The 21,998-nt window shown below is 45.4% G+C and carries 15 protein-coding genes and 1 pseudogene; 7 read left to right on the top strand and 9 right to left on the bottom strand.

The window, feature by feature from the left end:
- Positions 1–113 precede the first annotated feature (113 nt).
- Positions 114–1,295 carry a ferredoxin--NADP reductase gene (gene petH / locus ACLFWI_RS08485; RefSeq protein WP_446412582.1) on the bottom strand — a complete coding sequence of 394 codons (1,182 nt, stop codon included), beginning with the start codon at positions 1,293–1,295 and terminating at the stop codon, positions 114–116.
- Positions 1,296–2,113: 818 nt separating this feature from the next.
- On the opposite strand from petH, the gene ACLFWI_RS08480 reads away from it, so the two are divergent.
- Both ACLFWI_RS08480 and asnB read left to right on the top strand, forming a co-directional pair.
- Positions 2,114–3,115: a phosphoribulokinase gene (locus ACLFWI_RS08480; protein ID WP_446412581.1), complete on the top strand. Its 1,002-nt coding sequence runs from the start codon at positions 2,114–2,116 to the stop codon at positions 3,113–3,115.
- Positions 3,116–3,458: 343 nt separating this feature from the next.
- Complete coding sequence (asnB, locus tag ACLFWI_RS08475; protein WP_446412580.1) at positions 3,459–4,961, top strand: asparagine synthase B; 1,503 nt, start codon at positions 3,459–3,461, stop codon at positions 4,959–4,961.
- Between the two features lie 399 nt (positions 4,962–5,360).
- Here the strand turns inward: asnB and glsA (ACLFWI_RS08470) are convergent, their stop codons facing one another.
- Entirely contained in the window at positions 5,361–6,308 is a 948-nt protein-coding gene (gene glsA, locus ACLFWI_RS08470) for a glutaminase A (protein ID WP_446412583.1), read from the bottom strand.
- Between the two features lie 213 nt (positions 6,309–6,521).
- Positions 6,522–7,478: pseudogene (gene glsA, locus ACLFWI_RS08465) on the bottom strand (glutaminase A); the annotation flags it as partial.
- A gap of 192 nt (positions 7,479–7,670) precedes the next feature.
- Between glsA (ACLFWI_RS08465) and ACLFWI_RS08460 the strand changes: the two are divergent.
- Positions 7,671–8,963, top strand: coding sequence for a class I SAM-dependent methyltransferase (locus tag ACLFWI_RS08460; protein ID WP_446412579.1), 1,293 nt, complete (start codon positions 7,671–7,673; stop codon positions 8,961–8,963).
- 524 nt (positions 8,964–9,487) lie between these two features.
- On the opposite strand, the gene ACLFWI_RS08455 is transcribed toward ACLFWI_RS08460, so the two are convergent.
- Positions 9,488–10,261 (bottom strand): nucleoside phosphorylase, encoded by a 774-nt coding sequence (locus ACLFWI_RS08455; protein WP_446412578.1) that lies wholly within the window; start codon positions 10,259–10,261, stop codon positions 9,488–9,490.
- 594 nt (positions 10,262–10,855) lie between these two features.
- Between ACLFWI_RS08455 and ACLFWI_RS08450 the strand changes: the two genes are divergently transcribed.
- On the top strand, positions 10,856–11,581 hold the full coding sequence (locus ACLFWI_RS08450) for a PEP-CTERM sorting domain-containing protein (RefSeq protein ID WP_446412577.1): 726 nt from the start codon (positions 10,856–10,858) through the stop codon (positions 11,579–11,581).
- A 359-nt stretch (positions 11,582–11,940) separates the two neighbouring features.
- Here ACLFWI_RS08450 and ACLFWI_RS08445 read toward each other — a convergent pair whose 3' ends face one another.
- Positions 11,941–12,261, bottom strand: a complete 321-nt coding sequence (locus tag ACLFWI_RS08445) for a CPBP family intramembrane glutamic endopeptidase (RefSeq protein WP_446412576.1) — start codon at positions 12,259–12,261, stop codon at positions 11,941–11,943.
- 286 nt (positions 12,262–12,547) lie between these two features.
- Between ACLFWI_RS08445 and ggt the strand changes: the two genes are divergently transcribed.
- Positions 12,548–14,104 carry a gamma-glutamyltransferase gene (gene ggt, locus ACLFWI_RS08440; protein ID WP_446412575.1) on the top strand — a complete coding sequence of 519 codons (1,557 nt, stop codon included), beginning with the start codon at positions 12,548–12,550 and terminating at the stop codon, positions 14,102–14,104.
- 93 nt (positions 14,105–14,197) lie between these two features.
- Here ggt and ACLFWI_RS08435 read toward each other — a convergent pair whose 3' ends face one another.
- On the bottom strand, positions 14,198–14,773 hold the full coding sequence (locus ACLFWI_RS08435; protein ID WP_446412574.1) for a DUF4126 domain-containing protein: 576 nt from the start codon (positions 14,771–14,773) through the stop codon (positions 14,198–14,200).
- A gap of 133 nt (positions 14,774–14,906) precedes the next feature.
- On the opposite strand from ACLFWI_RS08435, the gene ACLFWI_RS08430 reads away from it, so the two are divergent.
- The gene (locus ACLFWI_RS08430) at positions 14,907–16,181 is read left to right on the top strand and encodes a cyclic nucleotide-binding domain-containing protein (RefSeq protein ID WP_446412573.1); all 1,275 of its coding nucleotides are present in this window, start codon (positions 14,907–14,909) and stop codon (positions 16,179–16,181) included.
- Between the two features lie 31 nt (positions 16,182–16,212).
- Here the strand turns inward: ACLFWI_RS08430 and ACLFWI_RS08425 are convergent, their stop codons facing one another.
- Positions 16,213–17,733, bottom strand: a complete 1,521-nt coding sequence (locus tag ACLFWI_RS08425; RefSeq protein WP_446412572.1) for a phytoene desaturase family protein — start codon at positions 17,731–17,733, stop codon at positions 16,213–16,215.
- Positions 17,734–17,842: 109 nt separating this feature from the next.
- Between ACLFWI_RS08425 and ACLFWI_RS08420 the strand changes: the two genes are divergently transcribed.
- Complete coding sequence (locus ACLFWI_RS08420; protein WP_446412571.1) at positions 17,843–18,157, top strand: DUF433 domain-containing protein; 315 nt, start codon at positions 17,843–17,845, stop codon at positions 18,155–18,157.
- A 29-nt stretch (positions 18,158–18,186) separates the two neighbouring features.
- Here the strand turns inward: ACLFWI_RS08420 and ACLFWI_RS08415 are convergent, their stop codons facing one another.
- Both ACLFWI_RS08415 and ACLFWI_RS08410 read right to left on the bottom strand, forming a co-directional pair.
- Entirely contained in the window at positions 18,187–19,770 is a 1,584-nt protein-coding gene (locus tag ACLFWI_RS08415; RefSeq protein ID WP_446412570.1) for a DUF2357 domain-containing protein, read from the bottom strand.
- Positions 19,748–21,859, bottom strand: coding sequence for an McrB family protein (locus ACLFWI_RS08410; protein ID WP_446412569.1), 2,112 nt, complete (start codon positions 21,857–21,859; stop codon positions 19,748–19,750). The genes ACLFWI_RS08415 and ACLFWI_RS08410 overlap by 23 nt, the downstream gene beginning before the upstream one ends.
- Between the last annotated feature and the right edge of the window lie 139 nt (positions 21,860–21,998).

Here is a 21,998-nt window from a genome sequence, read left to right as displayed (position 1 = left end):
CGACACCCTAACCAAGAACGCGCCTACACGGGAGGATTCAATCCTCAACCTGTAGACGCGCTAATCTAAGCTAGACAAAAAACCTTTGACGTTTAGCTACCAAGGGAGCCGTATTAGTAGGTTTCAACATGCCAGCGATGGGCTTTCTTCATAGATTTCTGGAAATCAGCCCAGTTCATCCCTTGCCGTTCAGCAGCAGCCGAAAGTGCGGCATCAATGCCATCTTCCATTCCCTTGAGTCCGCAAATGTAGGTGTGGGTATTATCCTTCTGCATTAACTCAAACAGTTCATCGGCATGTTCATCCACCCGATGCTGGATATACATCTTGCCACCCTCTTTGTTCTTCTGTTCCCGGCTGATGGCATAAGTGAGACGGAAATTATCGGGAAACTCGTGCTGGAGTTTTTCCAATTCCTCTTTGTACAGAATGTTTGCCGTATAAGGGATACCAAAAATCAGCCACGCAAATCCTTTGAAATTGTAGTCTTCGTGCTTTTCTTTCAACATCCGCCATAGGTAAGCCCGGAACGGAGCAATTCCTGTACCTGTTGCCATCATCAGGATGGTAGCATCTGGATCTTCGGGAAGTAACATTTCTTTCCCAACTGGTCCTGTGATCTTGACATCATCGGCGCCAACTGGCAGATTGCACAAGTAGCTTGAGCAGACGCCATAGACGGTTTCCCCGGTTTCTGGGTGCTTGTACTCCAGTTGTCTAACACAAAGGGAAACTGTCTTATCATCCTCGTGATCTCCATGACGAGTGGAAGCAATAGAGTAGAGTCTGAGTTTATGGGGTTTACCCTTTTCATCTTCTCCAGGTGGGATAATGCCAATACTCTGACCTTCCAAATACCATATATCACCGTCAGAGATGTCAAAGGTAACGTGACGAACTGTGCCTGATCCCCCTTCTGCAACCAGTTCGTAGTTTTCAATACATTTGCCTAGATAGGGTTTTTTGGGCTTGTACAGATTGACAGGAACACCCTCTTTTGATGATTTTTTATGAACGATATTTTCCGGGGAAGGCGCGGCATGGGCTTCAGTGGCTTTGCCATTCATTCCATTCTTGGCATTCATCACACCATCAAGAGGTTTAATGCTGACGATTTTGCCACCCATGCGGGTGATTCGTTGCATTTCTTGATTCATTCGACTGTATGGCACCGTAATATACGTATTACCACTGCGACGAATGGGATAATCCATTTTGTCGGTTTCGGTGTTCTGACTTAGACCTGTCACTTCGTAAAGAAATAGTCGATTCTTGGGCGTGGTGTTACTAGACATTGCGTTATTTCTCTCTAAACCAATCGATTACGATATATTGCTCAGTACAACATTTCATCAATTCGTGACGAATGAAGCAACATCCCACTCAGGGTTTCAGTCGCTTCATCCCGTAGAGTTGATGGCAGGTCGTTGACCTTGATACCTGGCGGTGGACTCCCGTTATTCCCTGGTTAGCTAATCCGGCAATAGATGTCCCACGCTGTAACTTTTATTCAGTGTGGGATGAATTCCCAGTAATGCCAATCTGAGTGGCATTGCCTCAAATCGCTGTTTGGGCGACAGACTTGGCTTCCAGCCCACAGGCTCACGACAAAGCGGAGTGTGTACAGTCGTTAACTCGGCTCAACTGGGTGGGGAATGAAGTAGGTTCAATGTATACTCTAGAATACGTCTAATTGATTGAGTTGGCAAAGTTCCAACTCTTATGACTCCTGTGGGCATCTGGTAGGAGGTAATTCTCAGCATCTGGCTCCGGTGGAGAAATCGGTCATTGACCGACCAATAGTCAAAATCGAGTCAATTTGAAATTTTTTGCTCCAATTTGCACAACTCACTTTAGGATTATGTTAAGGAATTAAGGAGAAACGTTAAGTCTTGTAGACATAATCTCATTTTGGTACAATCCACAAATAGCCGCTAGTATAAAATACTTACCCCCTGTCTGGCTTGAGTCTTATCCCCTGGGGAAGACTCACACCTGTCGCAAATCCGTAACGGGTTAAAGGCACGCGAGCAACAGACGGGTTGACCCTAGACTTAGGAATTGGATTGCTGGAAACTCTATTTGAAACTATTTTTTGCGTTAGAGGGAAACTATGACCACTCAGTTAGACCGCGTGGTACTAATAGCCGTCGCTGGAGACTCTGGATGCGGGAAGTCCACATTTCTGCATCGCTTAGCCGACTTGTTTGGTGAAGAGTTTATGACGGTCATCTGCTTGGATGACTATCACAGCTTAGACCGTAAAGGGCGTAAAGCGGCAGGGGTGACAGCGCTTAACCCCAAGGCGAATAATTTTGACCTGATGTATGAGCAAATCAAAGCGCTCAAAAATGGTCAGGCAATTGATAAGCCAATTTATAACCACGAGACAGGTGAACTTGATCCACCAGAACGGGTAGAACCCAATAAAGTCGTGGTAATCGAAGGATTGCACCCCCTTTATGATGAGCGGGTGCGATCGCTGGTTGATTTCGGTGTTTATCTTGATATCAGTGATGAGGTCAAGATTAACTGGAAAATCCAGCGGGATATGGCAGAACGAGGGCATACCTACGAAGATATTCTGGCATCCATTAACGCTAGACGCCCTGACTTCAGTGCTTACATCGAACCCCAAAAAGAGTTTGCTGATGTCGTGATTCAGATATTACCGACTCAGCTTCTCAAAGAAGACAAGGAAAGCAAGATCCTGCGGGTGCGCTTGGTTCAGAAAGATGGTGTAGAAGGCTTTGAACCTGTCTATCTGTTTGATGAAGGGTCTACAATTGACTGGAGACCTTGTGGTCGTAAGTTGACCTGTGCTTATCCTGGGATCAAGTTGTACTATGGTCCGGATAGCTACTTCGGTCATGATGTATCTGTGTTGGAAGTGGATGGTCAATTTGACAATCTAGAGGAGATGATCTACATCGAAAGTCACCTCAGCAATACCTCCACGAAATACTATGGTGAGATGACCGAACTGTTGCTCAAGCATAAGGACTATCCCGGTTCTAACAATGGTTCTGGATTATTCCAGATTCTGGTGGGGCTGAAGATGCGAGCCACTTACGAACGGTTAACATCTAAGGTGCAAGTACCCGCGAATGTGTAACGGATGGAAACCGCGTCTACGTTGTTGAAACCTGTAGTTTTTCCCGAAGAGAATCTCCAGTTTTCAACTGGGACGGGATAGTGTTGGTTGTATATTGCCCATGCCATAATCTTTGATGTGGCGTGGGTTAATGATTAAGAGACTAATTGACAAAAAGTTGCTCCTCTGCTTCTCAGCGTTCTTGCACCTGTGCACTCTCAAGAGTTCATCCTTTACATTCGACCGACACACCCGCTAATGTGACCAATTGTGATACAAATGCGGATTAAGCGATGTGTCAAAATTGATAGGCTTGGCAAAATCACTCGATGGAAACCCAAACTAAAAGGAGTGCATAGCATAAATGTGTGGTATTGCTGGAATATGGGGGCAAATTGATCAAAGCAGCGTTAAAAAGATGATGGATACTTTAGTCCATCGAGGTCCAGACGCTGAAGGAATGTTTGTGTCTCCAATTAAGGCAGGTGTTCTGGGACATCGACGGTTGAGTATTATGGACCCGCAAGGGGGAAACCAACCGATATACGGCGATCGCAAGGCGCGAGTGATTGTCGGAAATGGCGAAATTTATAACTTTCCCCAGTTACTTCCCCAGTTAGCGGAACGATTTAAGTTCCGGACTAAAAGCGATACAGAGGCAATTTTGCATCTGTACGAAGATCAGGGAATCGAGTCCGTTGACCAACTCGATGGGATGTACGCTTTTGCGATCGCGGATGGGGATAAATTTTTTGCTGCCCGTGATCCCATTGGCATTAAACCTCTATACTACGGTAAAAAAGACGGTGCGTTTATTTTTGCCTCAGAACTCAAAGCGATCGCGAATTTTTGCGACAATGTTCAGGAATTCCCAGCCGGCACCTTTTTCTCCTCAGAAATCGGGTTTTCTACGTTCTACAACGTGCCAGATATTCAGCCAGAGGTAGACGCAGATGCAGAGGCTTTAATTCGCGAAGTGCGGGAAACGGTAGAAGAATCCGTCGTCAAGCGGCTAATGAGTGATGTTCCCCTTGGTTGCTTCCTCTCCGGTGGCTTAGACAGCAGTATCACCACGGCGGTAGCCAGACAGCATATCGAGAAACTGCATACCTTCTCGGTGGGAATTGAAGGGAGTAAAGATATAAAAGCTGCCCGTTTAGTCTCCCAGTATCTGGATACAATTCACCATGAATATCTAATTACACCCAAAGAAGTTCAGGAAAAACTACCCGAAATTATTTATTCCTTGGAATCATTCGACCAAGACTTAGTTCGCAGTGCGATTCCCTGTTACTTTACCTCACGACTCGCCGCCGAGTATGTCAAGGTGATTCTCACGGGCGAGGGGGCTGATGAACTATTTGCGGGTTACACCTACTACAAAGGCATTCCCGATAACGATACACTACATCGCGAATTGCGTCGCTCAGTGACTAGCCTGCACAATATTAACTTACAGCGAGTAGACCGTTTAACCATGGCTCACTCTCTGGAAGGACGAGTTCCATTTTTGGATCTGAAAATGATTGAACTCGGTCAAAGAATTCCCGCCCATTTAAAACTGTCGGGTGATCCATTAGTAGAAAAATGGATTTTGCGAAAAGCATTTGAAGATCTGCTACCTTCTGAAATAGTTTGGCGTACAAAAGAGCAGTTTGATGAAGGCAGTGGCACCGTGGATTTATTAACCCAAATGCTGGCAAAGGGAATGAGTGAAGACGAAGCCCAAGCCTATCGCCAGAAACATCCAGAAGCGCCATTACGTTCTGCGGAAGAGTGCTATTATCATCAGATATTTATGGATGTGTTTGAGCAGCCGGAATCAATTCTGGCGAACGTTGCTCGTTGGTCAGAACGACCAGTTTAGAGTGGGAGCAGGTCAGGGACAGCCCAAAACGTTATTGTAGGTTGGGTAGAGCGTAAGCGTTACCCAACATGAGTTCCTGGGAGTTGGGTTACTCTTGGAGAAGGCCAGAGTCTACGTTCCCAGAACCCAACCGACAAAGGTGACATGCTCCCGTTTAGAGCGTCGGTTCAGTAACCATAGTTCGTGGTCGTGTAGAGACTTGCCATGGCACGTCTGTAAAAAGCCTACCCTTGAGCTTAGCAAAGGGTCAATTGTCGGGGCGGGTTTAGCCATTTAATTTGGATATCTACCGATAACCTTTCAACAAAACCCGCCCTTAGTTAAAGCCGGGAGATGGGGAAGCTTGTAGAGACTCCTCATGCTACGTCTGGGAGATGGGGGAGATGGAGCGGCTAATCTTTATGATTGAAAGATGTGTAAGCCGAAGCGCCTCGATAGTTCCTCACAAACTTTAATCCCTCGGATACTGTTCCCCCGCTTGTCCAGGGGAGGTGAAAAGACGGCAATCCCCATCACACCGGGAACGACGCCAATAATGCCACCACCGACACCACTCTTGGCTGGAAACCCGACTTTGTACACCCACTCCCCCGCAAAGTCATACATGCCACAGGTAAACATAACACTGAGTAAGTCCTGGACATAGTGGGAATGAATGGCATGTTCTCCCGTCATCGGATTGATCCCATTGTTTGCAAGGGTGGCTCCCATCACGGCTAAATCGTGGCAGTTGATAATTACAGAACATTGCTGGAGATAGAGATCAAGGGTTTGTTTAATGTCCCCAGAAATCATGCCAAAGTTCCGTAGCAAGTACGCAATTGCCCAGTTGCGATCGCCTGCTGTCTGTTCGGAGACTAAGGTGGGCGTATCGACAAAGACACGGTGACCAATATAGCGGCGATACATTTCCAGAATGCGATTGAGCCGATGGGCGGGTCCTTTTCCCTCAATTAAATTGGTAATCGCGATCGCACCTGTATTCACCATAGGATTATAGGGGCGCTTAGAGTTCTCCTCAACCTTGATTAGCGAGTTATAGGCATCTCCGGTTGGTTCTACATCAACTCGACTCAATACATAATCCCGTCCCCAATCCGAAAGTGCCAGTCCATAAGCAAAAACTTTAGAGGTGGACTGAATTAAGAACGGTTGCTCCCAATCGCCAACGGTGTAAACTTGACCATCGACAGTAACCACACAGATGCCAAACCAATCGGGGTTAATCTCGACCAGATCCGGTTCGCTCACATAAATTTTCCCTTGTCTGAGGGGAAGATACTGGCGATGCAATTCCCGCAAATCAGTAATAAAGGACGTGGGACTCAGATGCAACTGAGCGATCATGGCTGCCGAGTTAAGCTTTGGCATGACTCTCGGTGGGCGTTCTCGCATCGGTAGCGTGTTCGTTGTGCCTTCATCGACTGCCCGCGACTGGGGATAGGACGGTGTTTTTGGGGATATCGCTAACTGCTCATCGTTAATGTCCAGACAGTCAGCACCGTTGTTACCGTCTTGGTTAATCGTTTCTGGCAAATAACCTGACATCTCAACGACTTTATCAAAGACATGGAGTCGCAAGTGCTTAGAGAGGGCTTCAAACACCTTGACCCCTCGCAGGCTTTTACTGTGTTCTCCTAGAAGAGGAGAAAACACCGCGATGCCCATTTGGTTGGGAACTACACCAATAATTGCCCCAGACATACCACTTTTAGCAGGGAGACCGACTTTGTACGCCCATTGACCGGAGAAGTCATAGAGACCGCAGGTGTACATAATGCTGATTAAGTTTTTCACATAATCAGCTTTCAGTGCGCGTTCTCCTGTGATCGGATTGATGCCAGCATTTGCCAGAGTCCCCGCCATCACCGCTAAGTCCCGGCAATTGACCATTAAGGTGCACTGCTGGAAGTAAAGGTCAAGAATGTCATCAATCTTGCCCTCAATCAAGCCAAAATTCTGCATAATATAGGCGATCGCGCGATTCAGGTTATCGGTTTTCTGCTTAGACTGGAACACTGCCTGATCCACTTGCACCTCTCGACCGATATAGCGGCGAAACATACGCAGTAAGCGAGTTTGCCGCTCATACAAATCTAAGCCTTTAATCAAGCTGGTGGTTGCGATCGCTCCCGCATTCACCATCGGATTATACTTTCGCTCTTGGATCTCCTCATGTTCAATAATTTCATTAAAGGGTTCTCCGGTTGGTTCAACCCCAATTCGTTCCAAAACATAGTCCAGTCCGCGATCTTCGAGAGCCAGTCCATAGACAAACGGCTTTGAGATCGACTGAATCGTAAACGGGATCGAGGTATCACCAACGGTATACACCTGACCGTCCACAGTCACCACAGTAATCCCAAACCAATCTGGATTCGCTTGCGCCAACTCTGGGATATAGTCGGCGACTGATCCGGCTTTTAGAGGCTGATATGAGCGATGCAAATCCTTGAGGATATCGGGCAACTGCTCCGTTATTTTGGCTAGTGTTTGCAATTCGTTGGTGTTGATCATCCTGGTCTGTTGTGTCCGGTCTGGCTTAAATTTTCTTCATGAACTAATTTATCCTGGGTCAAGGCTGATCAACAGCACACCATGAACAGTCAATCGGGCAAAGTCAGAGCGTGGTAAGATTAACTGGCTTTTGCTGTATCTGAGGCGACGCTGGGATCAATCCCAGTCGTTTATAGAATCAGGCATTGATGAATGTCCATAATTAGCAACAATCTCAACCGCATGAAGCAACTCGACGTTCTTAAAAATTACGCCAAAGCTGTAGCGATTGGTGCTTATGACCATCATTCTCCCGGTTTATTTGGTAAACATGACAATGTGAGACGGTTATGGGAAGACCGCTTTAACCGTAATGTCATGAGTCATTTTCTCAGCCCCCTAGTTATCCAGAAGCAAGACGAAGGAACTGATCTTCGGGTGATGGATTTGGGCTGTGGTGCAGGAGAAGGCTTAGGTATTCTAACGAGTTTACCCCAAACTCCGCCAACACTCGATGCTCAGATTGAGAATGTGCTGGATTATCAGGATATTGGTCACTACAAGGGTGTGGATATCAGTCCAGCGATGATTGAGAAAGCCGCGACTCTCCATGCTGACCACCCGCAAACCAAGTTTGAGGTCGCGGATTTGAATGAAGGGCTACCCATTGCTGTGGGGGAACCTGCCTACGACATCTACTTTTCTTCTTATGGGGCATTGTCTCACCTCAATGATCGCTCATTAGCCAGAGTGATTGGCGATATTTGCGACCATATCGGAGACAAAGCCATTTTTGTGGGTGATTTTCTGGGTCGCTATTCCTATGAGTGGCCCCGCTACTGGGGCGAATCGGCTGGGAAGCAATCCACGATGAATACCTACTCGATGTCCTACATCTATCCCCCAGATGCTAGGGGCGAAATTGAGGTGGAACGATTCGAGATTCGGTATTGGGGTGGCGAGGAGTTCGATCAGTTTATCCACGCCGTAGCGGAGAGTAAAGGGGTAAAGATTTCCCGGCGACGATTGTGCGATCGCTCAATTTTGGTGGGTCGCCACATGAATACCCGTGAATTTAATCCCGAAGCGCCTCCAATTCGGGCGGCGATTAACTCTCTGCATGAAATCAACTGTCGCACCGATTTGTCTAAGTTGATTTTTGAGTATCGTCCTCATCCGGATCATCCTCACATCAATCGCTTCTTCTCGAATTTTCAAGAGGCTTGGAATGCAGTGGTTTATGCCTGCATTGAGGCTTTAGATCAGTGGCGCAACCCTCATAAGTTACTCGCTGAACCGCAAGCGGGTTATCCCCCTGTTGTCCAAGACGCGATCCGCACAATTCGCAACGTGGTACGCACAGCACCGACGCTGTGTTTTGAAGACCCTAGAGCCAATTTAGTTGAACCCCAACTTGCCTATTTGTTGCGGAATCTAGAGTGGAACTTCCAGCAAGGATTGGGAACTGCCCATGGACTTTTGGTCGTCTATGAGTTTTCCAAATAATCCTTGACATTGTTGCCTTTTTTGACTAAAGAACGAGTAGAGATGTTCGGTGCAGCGTCTCTACCGCACTCACCTTGTCAGGGGAGGGAAAAGGAACAAGCCATTGATGGTTAAAAGATTTATACTTAGGGCTTGCTGCACAAACGGGAAACTCCCTGTAGCAAACCCCAACTAGGCACTAAATGCATTAAACGGTTTTTTTGTCAAATCCGCCTCGGAGTGAGTCCAGACAATTGGGTGATGCAGCATACTTGTATTATTGGAATTTTTCCGACGCTAGCCCGAATAAAATAACAAGGATGTAACTACGGCTATCTTTTCAGCTAAGTCCTTTTGTAGTCGTGACAAATCCTGAGCATTTTCCCAGACTTGCAGAAACAGTTCCAGTGTTTTTGTCCTAGACGTACCCGATGAATTGGAGTTAACCGAAGCGATTGCTTGGATTAACCTGATCCATTGTATGGGGAAAAGGTTCTGGCGATTCTCAGACGACTCTATCAATCGGCTGGTTTATGTAAACTGTTCTAGTCAACGTTTTCGGCTGCACGGACTGCAACTGCGATCGCACACTGCACAGCCACCTCTTTCTCCCCGACAATCACCCCCTCTCCAGCCGTTCGCTGGGCAATAACACCACAGACACAAGCCGCCGCAAATCCATACACCCCTGCCATTTTCAGTAATGTGCCGCATTCCATCTCATAATTGAGAACATTCAAACGGCGATATTCTTGAGTAATGCCTTGAAGCCAACGCCTTAAATAAGGATTCGCCGAATCGGTGCGCTCTTGCCCTTCATAAAACGTATCCACTGACGCCGTAATCCCCAGATAATGCTCAATCCCTAACTCCCGCGCCGCCTCCACTAATTTCACCGTGAGAAACGGATCAGCCGCCGCCGGATATTCAATTGGGGCAATATCATTAGCTGCACCTTGGCGACATAATGCCGCACGAGTAATCACAAGACTACCCACCGGGACATACTCTTGAATTGACCCACAAGTCCCCACCCGAATAATTGTCTCAATCCCCAATTGCACCAACTCATTCACCACAATACTCACAGACGGTGCGCCCATGCCACTCGTCGCTGATACGATGGGGCGATTATTGGACAATTTGCCCAGATAACTGTTTAATCCCCGATTTTCCGAGAGCAGACGCCCATCCTGCAAATAGTCTTGAGCAATCTGAGAAGCGCGTTGCGGATCACCGGATAACAGCGCCAGAGTAGGCGGCGGTGAACCGAGGTCATCTTGCCCAAAGCCAAGGTGATACATAAAGGAACGGGTCATGGGTTGAATCGGTTTGCTGTTTCTATTAAATCAGCCACAAGACTTGCGGCGTTGCATCAACAATAGAACGCTTAACTTCACTTGAATTTTCTTCTGATAAAAAATAATTGCACTTTACCAAGTTTTGATCAAGAACCTCATCTATCCCCACTTCCGTATTCCGGAATTTTACGGATATTTTTTTATCTTGGTCTTTTGTGAAGACCTGATAAAGCCTTTACAAATTTGATAAAGTTTTCATAAATCAATATTTTTATATTTAGCACTATTTACTTTATGAATTTTTTATAATAGCTAGGGTCTGAAAAGCGCTTGAATCCTTACCAGTGTAAGGCTTTGCCTTTTTAAGCTTACCTTCATAATTTTGAATAATATCAAAGATTCTGCAAAGTTAAGTGGTTTTAGTAGACAGTAAAAATACGTATATGACAGTATTTAATTAACCAAGCAAATTAAATCATTGTCCAGGAGGGAACAAAAAAATGTAATTAAATCCATCTATTTTTCATCAAATTACATCTTGCCGATTTTTTTCTTCAAAGAAGAGTCCTCGTAAACCTTTACTTTCAAGCAACCATGTTTACATCAACTGCCATGAAAACCTTATCAATGACAGCAGCTAGCGCGACTTTGATGGCTTTGGGAACAGGTGTGACTCCGGCTGAAGCGGTGACTGTGTTCACTGACCGGACGGCTTGGGAAGAAACAGTGTCTGGTATTACTACGGAGACCTTCTCGACTCCTCAAAGCAGCAGTCACAGCTTACTCTTGGAGAGTGGCATTCAGGTTACAGGTGTGTCATCAGTCTGGAGTTCGGGTCAATTTTATACCTCTACACCCAGTCGTTCTGAGAGTGTCGAGTTTGAGTTTCCGTCTCAAATACTCGGATTCGGCGCTGACTTTAGCTCAACAACCAGTAATGGAGGATTAACGGTTTCGGGTTTGTTCGATGAAATACCAGGTATAGATACAGTCGTCTTCTCGGAGTATCTTCAGGGACAAGGTACTGGTTTCCTGGGAATTGTTGCGGATACAGCCTTTAATTCCCTATCGTTTGCGATGCAGTCACCTCCACTGGCTGTCTCGGCGGCAAATGAAGCGTTTCAAATCGATAATTTCAGCTTTGCCAGCAACCTGGCTGAATCTGATACTGTAAGTTCTCCAGAGTCACCAACTGACTCAGAGAATAATAGAGGTGAGCCAATGCCTCCTTTGACCGACACTAGGTCGGAATCTGTTCCTGAACCTACTTCAGTGTTAGGTCTGCTGATGATGGCTGTTTTGGGTACAACTTCTCTGCGGAAGCGCCAAACTCGATAAGTAGTGGTCACGGCAATAGGCAATAAAATAGGGAATGGGTGTATCCCTTACATTGCCCAAGTCGTTCCGAGAAGGGACAAGAGAGACAAAGGAAATAGTTCTTAAACGTGTTGACTAAAATAGGTGAGAATAGCTAGAGCAACAAACAGACTCAGCAGTAACCAGCGACGCCGCTTCAGCATTTGATCCAGATATCTGTTCATCGTAACTCCTGTGCTTCTCGTCTAAAAATTAGAATGAATCGAACAGTATTTTATGCCGCATTTGCCTGACTCCGTTAATCTCCTACAATTTCAATGACATAAAGAGATGAAACTAGGCATAATTTACACTTAGAAATTTCATGATTACCATCTTAGCTACCCAAATAGCAGATGCCAACCCACAATTGCGATCGCTAAATCGGCGAGAATGTGGCTGATGTAACTTGACCATAAGGTACGATAGGTGAGATAACACCATGACCATACTGCCCCAGCGATGAATACGCCCACGGAACCTAATCGGACAACCCCCCAATCAGCAGTGTAAGCGGCTAAGGCAATAATGTGATGGAGAGTGAATAGCATTGCAGCCAAGAATACGGCTTTTGTCCCAGATACCAATACCTCACATTTTTTATACACAAACCAACGCCAGATATACTCTTCGATTAGCGCATTAATAAACGTAAAATACAACGCGCCACCCAGATAAATCTTTGGGCTAGTAATACCTGCTTGCTTTGCCTTTTATAAGTTGTCAATGGCGACTGAATCTATTTATCCTCTCAGGGAAACTGTCTAACCTCAGAACCGCTAAAGCGGTTACTACAAGCCACTCGAACCCTCACTCTGATGGCTGAAAAACCAGACAATTTGGTAACTGTCACAACCGGATGCTGATCCTGATGCTAGTTATGATGATGTGAATAACTGCTATAACTCAAAAGCTTCTGGTGGTTATTCGGACTAGATATTAACCGTTATGACACAAAAAACACGCGGCGCGATCGCGGCTGGACATGAGAAAACGGCTGAGGCGGGTAGGGAAATGTTTCGCCTTGGTGGTAATGCCTTTGATGCGGCGGTTGCGGCGATTCTCGCCTCCTTTGTCACGGAACCGGGACTCACCTCAGCCGCGGGAGGCGGTTTCCTCTTAGCCCATACCCAAACGAATCAAAATATTCTCTTTGATTTTTTTAGCCAAACCCCACGTCAAAAACGTCCTGAGGATGAAATTAATTTTTATCCCGTTGATGTTAATTTTGGTGGTGCTATCCAAGAGTTTCATATTGGACTAGGTTCTATGGCAGTTCCCGGAAATATGGCTGGCCTGTTTCACGTTCACCAACGATTGGGTAGTTTACCCTTCCACGTTATAGCCGAACCCGCGATTCACTACGCGAAACATGGGGTTAAATTAAATCGATTTCAATACTATTGTTTAACCTCAGTTCTGACGCCAATTCTTATGGCGAATCAAAACGGACAAAATGTTTTTATTCTCACCGGGAAACCTATCGCACCCGATGTAACGATAACCATGTCCGCCTTTGCCGATACATTAGCGTATTTAGCGAAAAAGGGAGTTCGGGAATTTTATCAAGGAGATATTGCTCATCAATTAGTCAACGATTGTCAGGAATTCGGGGGATATTTAACCTTAGAGGATTTAAAGCATTATCGGGTAATCGAACGGCAACCTTTAATGGTTAATTATCGAGGCAATACCTTATTCACCAACCCGCCTCCCAGTTCCGGTGGAACATTGATAGCTTGGGCATTAAAATTATTATCTACCGTTGATTTAGCAAATCTGTGCTTTGGCAGTGCGCGTCATTTAGAAATTCTGGCGCAGGTTATGCAGTTGACAAATGCAGCCAGACAGACGGGGTTGAATGATTATTTGTATCAAGAGAATATTGTTGAACAATTTTTAGCTGACGATTCTATTGCTCAGTATCAACAAGACTTAGCAGAAACGGTAAATAAATGGGGCAGTACCACTCATATTAGTGTTATCGATGAGGTGGGAAATGCCGCTAGTGTTACCACGTCTAACGGGGAAGGGTCGGGTTATGTGATTCCTGGGACAGGGATTATGGTGAATAATATGTTAGGAGAGGCAGATTTAAATCCCCAAGGTTTTCATCAGTGGCAAGAAAATGTGCGGATTTCGTCGATGATGTCTCCCTCGATTGTTTTGCAGAAGAATCAGGCGGAAGTTGTTTTAGGATCAGGGGGTTCTAATCGGATAAGAACGGCTATTTTACAAGTTATTTCTAATATTTTAGATTTTAATATGACGGTTGAGCAAGCGGTGAATAGTCCGAGAACCCATGGAGAAAATGGTCGGTTTAATGTTGAACCGGGTTTAACTGAAGCAGAAATACTTAATCCATTATTGACAAACCAACAGGTTGTGCGTTGGCGGGAAAAGAATTTGTTTTTTGGCGGGGTTCATACGGTGATGAAAACCTCTGATAGTTTACTTGTCGGTGCTGGCGACAAGCGTCGGGATGGTGCGGTAGCTAAGTTGTAGCGGTAGTCAACTGTAGGGGCGCACGGAGCGTGCGCCCAACGCCCATCACTGGCAACTTCATAGCCAAAGGATATAATATAATCCTAAATCAAACTACAAAACTTGCCGATATCGCCGCGAACGATTGTTCCTGCCATATAAACGATACCATTGTTGAGAACTGCGAATCGCTAGCCACAATAGAATCAGCGCAATTAATCCCCCTTGTTGAGGCGCATCAAAGGCAAAGATAACCAACGCCACACATAAAACATCTTGGCTAAAAACCAGCCATAACGGTAAACCTCGCAACCGAAAAAACCAGCCAACTTGTACCAATTGCAGGACAAACGCTAATAACCCGCTGACAATACCGACAATCCAAATAAATTCAGCCGGGGCGTTGGCAAACTGGGCGACAGCAATACCCAGAATCGCCCCAACCCCAGGACTAAACAGGAGTTGGACGATTTGTAAGATTCGCTGTCCCATCAGCTTCTTTGAGGCAAATAATTCAAATAACGAGAAGGTGGTCAAAATACCGACTAAAACCGAAGGATGAATGCGAGACAGCAGGGGAATTTCATTCCAGAGGTTATCGCTTTGCAACAAGCCAATCACCAATAACGGCAAAGCAATCCTCATTCCTACGGCGGCTGCTACCGAAAGTACGGCTAGGAGTTCAATCATTGTTATCTGATGCCTGAAAGAGAAATCAATTAGTTATACCCCTGTCCTCAGTTTAACGTTTGTAGGCAATCCCACATCCAGTAATGCCCTTTCTCCGATAGGATGAAAACTGACCTAAAAATGCAAGCCATCTATGCCAACGGCAGCCTTTTTGCAAGGAATTCTGGGCGCGTCTAGTTTAGCCTTGGGCGCCTGTGTCGGAGTCTTTTGGCAACCGAGTCGCCACTTATCGGCGACGATTATGGCATTTGGCAGTGGTACACTACTGTCTGCGATCGCGTTTGAAATTACGATTCCGGTGTATCGTCACAGTGGCTTTGTCCCCCTGTTAATTGGGTTTATGGCAGGAGGGATGTTATTTGCCGGACTGACATCCTATATTGACCAACATGGCGGATTCCTGCGTAAACCAGCATCCAGTCGCCGCTACCTGGTTAAACATGGTGCTGATCAGGTGAGTGATGTCCTCAATCGCATCGCCCATATTGAGGTGATGCAAAATTTACCTCCCAAGGAACGCCAAAGAGTCGCTCTGTTTCTGAATCCCATTCACGCCAACCCCGGAGACGTAATTTGTGAAGACGGAACCCCTGGTGACTATTTCTATATGATTGTTGACGGTGAAGCCGAAGTCCGCAAGGGTCGAAAAGTTCTCGGTACGATGGGACCTGGAGAAGTTTTTGGTGAGATGGCACTCCTGACTGGAGAACCGCGCTCTGCCACCGTGGTTGCTCGCACCCCAATGGAATTGTATCAGTTACACCGGGAACATTTCAACACCATGCTCACCTGGTCGCCTCATCTGGCTTGGTCCCTGAGTCGCGCCTTAGCCCGACGACTGCAAGTGGCAACAGAGTCACGCATGGTGGTCGAACATCGTTTAGATCGGTGGCGACAGCAGGTTATGGATCAAGTTCAACTTGATCTGTTACTCCGGGACGATCAAAGGACTCTAGAAAATTTGGTGAAACAGTCCACACCGTTTGCCATTCTGGTGGGTACATTAATTGATAATATCCCAGAAGCGGCGGTAATTGGCATGAATTCCGGCAATAGCGATTTGGGCTGGTCTTTTTTATTGGCGGTATTTATTTCTAATTTTCCAGAAGCCTTATCCAGCGCCACGGGAATGAAACAAGCGGGAACGAAAACGAGTCAGATTTTAGGATTATGGATAGGTGTGGTGATTCTCAGCGGTTTATGTGCCATTGCGGGTTATTTTTTACAAAATAATACATCTGAGGTCGTTGTCGCGATCGCACAGGCTATTTCTGGCGGCGCAATCTTAGCCATGGTTGCTAGTACAATGATGCCGGAAGCTTATGAACTGGGAGGCAGTTCCGTGGTTTTCTCCACAATTTTAGGATTCCTGATTGGGTTTTTTATCTCATCAGGTCATTTACTCTAGAATACTGTTGGTCAATTGAGCGATCGCACGATTACCCCTGCTTACCCAGACATGCTAATAACTCGGCGGTTTGCGAGGGTGTAACTAAGGTATTGGCACAAAGAATACCCGAACCCGCCACCGCTGGGACACCTATTCCTGGCATTGTACTATCCCCCACCCGATACAATCCGGGAATCGGTGTGTGACAACTGGGAAACATGGCTTTACCTGCTGCGATCGCTGGACCATAAGTGCCTTGATAGCGGCGCAAATAATAGGAATGAGTTAACGGCGTACCAATCAGTTCTAAGGTAATCCGTTCTCGAATATCCGGAATCACCCGTTCTAACGCCCGGAATAAGGATTGCGATCGCGCTTTTTTCTTCTCCTTATATTGATCATCACGCTGCCAACCCTGGTAGGGTTCTAAGGTATAGGCATGAATTACATGATGACCTATAGGGGCAAGATTAGCATCCCATACCGAGGGAATGGAAATCATGCAGGTATTACCCGGTTCGGTAATATCCCGATTAGCATCATGAACCACAACATGATGTCCCGTCAACCCCTCTAATCCCTCCGCCCGAATTCCTAAATGCAGGTGCATGAAACTCTCGACGGCTGGGGTTTCTAGGGACTGTTTCCGGTACGCTTTGGGTAAATCTTCTGGGCGCAATAATTGGCTGTAGGTATCCCAAATTGTGGCATTAGAAATCACCACCGGGGCGTTTACCACCTCTCCCCGTTGCAACCGTACCCCAACAGCTTTCCCCCCTTCGACTAAAATTTGGTCAACATGGGCATTTAGGCGCAACTCACCGCCCCAGCGTTCTAACCCCCGCACCAACGCCTCCACAATCGCCCGACTTCCGCCAACGGGATACTCCACACCCGCACGAGAACGTTCCCCTAACATAAAGGCTACCTCAGGCGCGATCGTTCCCTGTGCTTTTAATCCCGATAACAGAAAACATTCCACATCAATTAGCCGTCGCACCCAGGGATCACCCACGGTTTCATCCATGATTTTGCCCACAGAATTCTGGACAAGTCCCAGGTGAGGCAGTAATTTTAATAGGGAGGGTAAATAACGTCCCACTAAAACTGGAATTATTTGCCAATCTGATCGCAATGCAATTGTCGGAATCTCTCGCAACCCTTCATAGAGAGACAGCAGGCGTTTTTCAAATTGGGCTAATTCTTTCGCGCCTTGAGGTGTAATCTCCGCCACGGCTTCTCGATACCGTTGGGCGTCACTGTACACAGGTAATGTCGCTTCGGGAAAATGGTAATGTCCGAGGGGATCATAAGCAACGGTTTGTAACGACTCGCCCAGGACATCCAAAACTTGCCGTAAGGGGTTAAGACTGGGGCGTTGCTGACTCAAGCCACAATAAAATGAAGGACCTGAATCAAACTCAAACCCCTGTCTGTGGAAACTATGCGCCGCACCGCCGGGAATAGCATGGCTTTCACAAACTAGCACCCGCTTCCCATAACGGGCGAGTAAAGCACCCGCCGTCAATCCACCAATTCCGCTACCGATAACAATTACATCCAGACTCATGAATTCACGCGATCGCTTTACTTAATTCTTGCACCATTTAAGGGCGGAGCGAGTTCGTCTATCATAGTTACATAGTTATTTTAAGCTTTAATATTAATAAGTAAATGCCATGACATCAAGAGTAATTTATCCGCATATTGAGAAAGCAGAAGGTGAATCAGCACGGTTGCAGCGGATACCGCGTGTGCGTGTGGCTCAGATTGTCATGGATTACCTCGCTTATGGTTGGTCAGTTGAGGAAATGTGCCGTCAACATCCTTATCTGAAGCGATCAGAAGCTCATGCAGCAATGGTGTATTATTTTGATCGCCAAGATGAAATCGATGGTGAGATTCGCCAGGAATGGGAGCAAGCGCAACAGGTAAAATCTCAAGCCTCCCCTTCTCCTTTCTTTGTACGGATGAAGGCAAGAGGGATTTTATAAGTGACATCCAGACTCATAAGTTTAGGCGATTACACAACCGTGAGGGCGTCCTCTAATACAGGATACAGGTGCTGCTGTAGTTTAGCCTCATTTCCAGGATAGGCTGGAAGCGCCTCAATTTCTCCTCCGGAATATGACTGGTAGGAACCCGGGTAAAGAATCGCCGCATATTGCACAACTTTATTGCCCGTTCTATCGTGGATGGCGTCATGATAGGTATGCATTTTTTCAATATCTGCTTTCTGCGGCTCTCCTTGATTGTCTAAATTGTCCTGGGTTTCACTATCGAGTTTATACTTAGGGTCAAAAAGGTAAACCTGTTGAGAACTATCAAGTCGCTCGATCTCTACTGCTATATCAGGACGAAATTTGAAACTGACGCTGTGCAGTTCACCATCTTTTCCATAGGTTCGTTCTGGAATTAGCTTGACTCTGGTTTGGTGCTGAGGGTGACTTAAAACTAATGCTGGCTGATTATTAGGTAAAACCCGGACATAGATGCCGCTTTTATCCCGACCCACCAAGCACTGTTTTTCTACCTGGTATCCTTTTTTGTGAGCGACTTTCAGTAGCGTTTCTATTACCCAAAGCGTCCCCCAAACCTGGTAGAGATGAGGAAGATTCTCTAAAGGTGCATCCAGGTCTGACTCGTCCAACCGTACTGTAGGACTTCTGATAAATTCTAGATACCCTTCTAAAGTGGCATGGTAAGGTGGGCGCTTTAAGAGAACCATCGTGATTTGATTAGGTTGCCGTTTAAGCTGACTTACCTGGTCGAGAAAAGCGGCTTGCTGTCGAGCCTTTTTCAGTTGTGCAAACAGAGCGTTTACTTCATCCAGAGGCTTACCTTTTGGGTCAGCGTCAAAGACATAACGAACTCGTCGCAGTCTTTGATTGACTAGCTCAAAAAACAACTTAACTAACTGATTTTCATAAACATCAATAGTATGTTCTACTCGTGTATCAGGTACGCGAATGGGTCGCCCATTAGCATCTAAATTATGTCCTCGACTAAAAGCCTGGACTAGCCCACTAAGAGAAGGTCGGCGAACTTGCTCTTGCCTAACCCAAACCTGATTAGTATTTAGTATTTGGTAAGGGTTATCGGCAAGTTCACTTAGAATATTAGTAAGCCCAGGTCGGTTTTCTGTGCCATTGACAGCTCGACGCAGGCGAACCATTTCCTGTGCTAAAGTCGTCTCACCTGGTTGTGGCAATTTGAGACTAGCTAAAGCACCAATACGCTGTAATCTTATGGCTACGGCGGTTGGAAGACTAGCATCCAAATCCTCTAGCATCTGAGCAAAAGCTGTGCGGCTAATCTTTTGAGACCAAACCGTGATAATCTGCTCCTCAATTTCACCTTGATATTCAAGTCGCAGTTGATAGTAACCCGGATTTGAGCGATGCCAATCAGCCAGAATTCGAGCCTTGTTAGCCAAACGTTTTAGGGAGATTGAGAGTTCTTCATCCTGCCGCCAAAGCCGCACGTCTTCCCACTGTTCTTTAGGAACTTTAATTTCGATAAAACCAGGCTGCCACTCTAACGGAGCCTGTAATGCTTCACCTTTATGGTTGAGAAACCTAAGTTTAGAAGTAGGAGGTAAATCCATGTTGATTGAATGTTTCCAGCATCTTAGTTGCTTTTTCATGACTTAATGTAAAGCCCTTCTCATCAGCAATATTTACAAATGCTTTGAGAGCTTTACCCACCCGATCATCTGTACCTTTAAATTTGGGCAGAATCTTTTGTAAAAGTTGTTCATCTAAAGCATCTTGCCAAGATACATCCAACGCTTCAGCTTCTTCTACATAAGTCTTGATTTCATCGAGAACCCGGAAAGCAAAGGGAGCAATAGTGTGTACTTCATCCCAAATTTTCATCAGGATTTCACGATAGGGAACGTCCCCCAAATGCTCGTATAAATCCTGACGAGGGGCTTCAAGCTCAATGAGTTGCGCTCGATCATAAACCTTGTCCGCAAAGCTATGAGTTGTTTCATCTACGTTGACTGTACCAATGAAGTAGAGATTCGGGGTAAGTAAGACTTGTTTATCTGGCGCAAGCTTAATTTGGGCTACTCCCTCACGCATCCGCACTTCCATTACAGATAGGAATTTCGCGAAATAATACTCCACCCGTGCTAAGTTCATCTCGTCTAAGACTAGATGATAGGGTTTAGGAGTACGTTTTTCAACTTGGGCTTGCTGATACTCCTCTTCCGCCTTCTCTAGAAATGTGCTAAAGTCAGTGTCGTGGTATTTGTTGTCAAGTGGACTGAGATAACCTAGCAAATCTTCGTTAGTCATCCAATTAGGAGCGACTGGAACTAAAAGATATTCAGCCTCTACTGCATTAGCATAAGCTTTGGTAAGCCAAGTCTTACCCGTGCCGCTAATTCCAGAAAGAATTACAAATTTCCGGCTTTTAAGAGCTAAGTGATAGCGGCGCAGAGTGCTTTGGGAGATACGCAGACCTTGATCGCGAACACTTTGACAAATCTCCGTAAATAAAGGTTCAGAGTAGTTTGGCTGAATTGCTTTAAGAATACTCTGCGCTTCTTCGGATTTATCCATGTCTTTTTCCTGCTCAAAGAGTTCTACTGCTCTGCATAAATCCTCAATTGCTCTCTCTTGATTCTCCAGTGCTAAGTAGGTAAGTCCTCTATGGTAATGAGCTAAAGCAAAGTTAGGATTAATATTCAGAGCTTGATTGTAATCCTGAATAGCTGTATCATAATCTTTGAGCTTATGGTAGGCATTGCCTCGGTTATAGTAAGCTTCAGAATTTTTAGGCTGAATGAGTAGTAATTGGTTATAGTCTGATATAGCTCCCTCAATGTCTCCCAGTTCAGCTTTAGCTTGTCCCCGGTAGCTATAAGCATCAGCTAAATTGGGAGCTTGTTCTATAGCCTTATCAAATTCTTCAATTGAACTTTGGTAATTATCTTCTCTATAGTTGCTAATTCCTCGTTCTAAATATCTTTCTGCCAAAGTATTGTTGTGGGAATTTAAATAGTGTCTTATTTCGTCAATAGGATCATCAAAATTTGCCGTTAAAAATAGAATAAAAAGAGATTCAAAAGTCTGTTTAATCTGACTCGCTAATTGTTCGCTAGAATACAGTAAAACTTGATTGGGCTGGAGAAACACACTGGCTTCAATATTCTTGGTACTACTATTCTTGCGAGTCAGAAGCTTTAACCACTCTCCCAAACGATTAATGGGATCAAGACTTTTACCAGAAGATGAAAAGTGTAACTCACAGTTATCAGGTAGACAAGTATTCTGAAAAATAATTTCTTTATTAAAATTTGTTTTTACATTTTCAATGAATCGCTCTTTATCATTGGTTTCATCAGGAATAAGCAATCCAAAAATTAGCCAATTTGAATCAATATATATAAACAATTGAGCAAAATTATTTTTCAAATCAAGCATTGTTATTTCGTCATAAAAACTACCTAAACAGCAGATTTCATTAGAAAAATTTTGAGATCTCTTAACTTTCAGTTCTAGACGCTTAATAATCTCATTGGGTAGTTGAGCCGCCACTTGACGGCAAAGCTGCTGAAGTGGCTGTTCGACATACTTTTTGAATTCTGCTTCATGCGCTATATCGAAATCTGGTTCCAGTTGTGCAAGAAGGTTAAAGGTTTCTTCTGAAAAGGGGCATTCCGGGTGTACAGTAACATCTGCCATTTTTCCTTATAATAACCACTAAAGTTCTTACTGCGACTGATGACAGCAAGCCTAACTACTGACTCACTGGTGCTAAAGCGCGATCGCACTCTTCAATCCCATCCTAAACTCCATCTGGCTCTTACCCTAGCGTAACTGA

It is taken from the genome of Coleofasciculus sp. (assembly GCF_046539235.1).
Lineage (GTDB): Bacteria > Cyanobacteriota > Cyanobacteriia > Cyanobacteriales > Coleofasciculaceae > Coleofasciculus.
The sequence above is the reverse complement of the archived record's forward strand: the minus strand, read 5'-3'. Positions and strand labels throughout refer to the sequence as shown.